Origin of the sequence: Rhodovulum sp., from assembly GCF_011048875.1 — a bacterium.
Taxonomy (GTDB): Bacteria; Pseudomonadota; Alphaproteobacteria; order Rhodobacterales; family Rhodobacteraceae; genus Rhodovulum; species Rhodovulum tesquicola.
In genome coordinates this window covers 1-2,106 of sequence record NZ_DSDD01000416.1, presented here as the reverse complement: position 1 = coordinate 2,106, position 2,106 = coordinate 1, and the positions used below count along the sequence as shown (strand labels likewise).

2 protein-coding genes and 1 pseudogene are annotated in these 2,106 nt (G+C 68.0%); 1 reads left to right on the top strand and 2 read right to left on the bottom strand.

Annotated features, from left to right (window positions below):
• Positions 1-178 (top strand): annotated as a pseudogene (locus tag ENN83_RS14300) (IS630 family transposase); the annotation flags it as partial.
• Between the two features lie 124 nt (positions 179-302).
• Here the strand turns inward: ENN83_RS14300 and ENN83_RS14295 are convergent.
• Both ENN83_RS14295 and ENN83_RS14290 read right to left on the bottom strand, forming a co-directional pair.
• On the bottom strand, positions 303-572 hold the full coding sequence (locus ENN83_RS14295; RefSeq protein ID WP_287188049.1) for a hypothetical protein: 270 nt from the start codon (positions 570-572) through the stop codon (positions 303-305).
• The gene (locus ENN83_RS14290; RefSeq protein WP_287188046.1) at positions 544-1,476 is read right to left on the bottom strand and encodes a caspase family protein; all 933 of its coding nucleotides are present in this window, start codon (positions 1,474-1,476) and stop codon (positions 544-546) included. The genes ENN83_RS14295 and ENN83_RS14290 overlap by 29 nt, the downstream gene beginning before the upstream one ends.
• Positions 1,477-2,106: the final 630 nt, after the last annotated feature.

The window sequence follows — 2,106 nt, the reverse complement described above, 5'->3', positions numbered from 1 at the left end:
CTATTCGCCAGACCTCAATCCGATCGAAATGGTATTTGCCAAGCTCAAGGCCCTCGTGCGAAGCGCCGCCCCGAGATGCGCTGACAGCCTCTGCAGCGCCATCGCTTCCGCCCTGACTGCCTTCACCCCGAAGGAATGTGCGCGCTATCTCCGGCACGCAGGATATGCTTCAACTTGATCGGAAACAACTCTAGCGCCCCCTTCTTCTGGCCGGAAATATCCCGGGGGGTCCGGGGGGCAGCGCCCCCCGGCGGGTCGCCCCGGCGCCAGCCGGGGCGAAACCCGCCTTGTCGGCCAGACCGCTAGTCGGCCAGGCCATAGGCCGCGCGCAGGTCCCGCTGCGTGCCCGGCCGGAACTCCCCGTCGATCGCGCCGCCATAGAACGCGTGCTCGCGCAGCAGCGCATGCAAGACCCGCCTCGTCTCGGGCTTGAACATGGTCGGCCGCTCGGTCAGGATCTCCAGCATATCCGCGCTGCCCGAGCGCAGCGCGCCGTAAAGATAGCCCGCTGCCCCGGCCGGGCCCTTGCCCTCGACCAGCCCGTCATCGATCAGCGCGGCATAGTTGAACATCGCCTGCGGATGGCGCTGCGCGGCGGCGCGCTCGAAAGAGCCCAGCGCGCGTTTCGCATCGCGCGGCAGGCCCAGCCCGCCCTGGGAATGCATGAAGGTCAGGTCCTTCAGCGCATCCGCGAATTCCTGCTCCGCCGCCTGCCGGTAGAGCGCCAGCGCGCGCCTCGTCCTGCGCCACTCCCAGCCCCGTCTCGTAAAGCTTGGCCAGCTCGAACTGCGCCTCGGGCGCGCCCGCCTCGGCCGCCCGCGTCAGCGACTGCACGGCCTCCGCCGGGTCGAACCGGTCCTCGGCAGGGTTCAGCCGCTTATAGGCCAGCCCCAGGATCGAGCGGGTATCGCCTTCGGCGGCCAGCGCGGCCAGTTGCAATTCCTGCTCGGGGCGCAGGCTCGACCAGGCGATGCGGTGATCCTCGTCGCGCACCCGCCCATCGGCCTCGCCCGGACCGGCCAGGTAGAACGGCTCGTCCGAGAGCGCGCCATAGGTATGCGGCTCCTGGCGGTTGGCGATCGCCTCCAGCACCCGGTCGCGCACCTGCCGGAACATCAGCGAGATCTCCAGCCCCGGCTGCGCCAGCCGGTCGATCAGCGCCAGCGCAAAGAGGCTGTTCTCGCCCTCGCCATCCAGCGCCACCTGCCCGTCGCGCGCGGCAAAGGCGACCAGCGTGCCGCGCTCGGGCGAGGGCGGCGCCAGCCCCGCGCGACCGCCGCCCGACGGCGCGCTGGTGTCGATCAGGTCGCCAAACGGGTTGTCGCGACAGGAATCCAGGATCACGATCCGCATCCGCCGCGCCCGGTCGACCGCGTGTAGCAGATCGCCCAGCGAAACCGCCTGCCCCTGAACATCCCGGTTCGAGCGCACCGCCGCAGCCGCCGCGATCACAAGGGCCAGGACAAAGACGCGCATGGAACACCCCCGCAACCACCCGTTCCGCCCCATCCTATCCGATTCGCAGCGCGGCAGAACCGCGCCCGGCACCGGCGCGGATTGGCCGGAGCCGATCATTGTGGTAAACTTCCGGGGTTACGTTGCTTTCGCACGGTTGGGGGTGTGTTTCTCTCAGGTTGTCATGGTCGTGACGGGGCTGTGCTCGCAACCGCCGCCGGGCTGTTGCCGTGTAGGTGGATGCGCCCATGGAAAGCGGGCGGACCGGTTGCCCAGCCGCGCCAACCGGAGGACGTCCCATGGCCACCAGAGCATATCCCGCAGCAGTTGCGTTGACGCTCGCGCTGTTCCTCGTGCCCTTCACCGCCAATGCGCAGGATATTGGCGACGATGAAGAAGAAGACCCCCCTCCCAGATCGAGGAAGGCAATGGCGGTCCCTCCATCGACCCGCCCGAGTTCTATCCGGTGCCCCCGGACGGGCCGCGCGGTGTCGTATCCGACGCGATGACCGACCTGATCCTGCTCGATATCGCCGAGGCGCGCGACATCTGCAGTATCCGTCTTGATCAAGCGGTTTTTTCAACCCAAGTCCGGTCGGCTTTGACAAGCGCGTTTGCCATTTCGATGAGCTTGCGCATGATGACAACGAT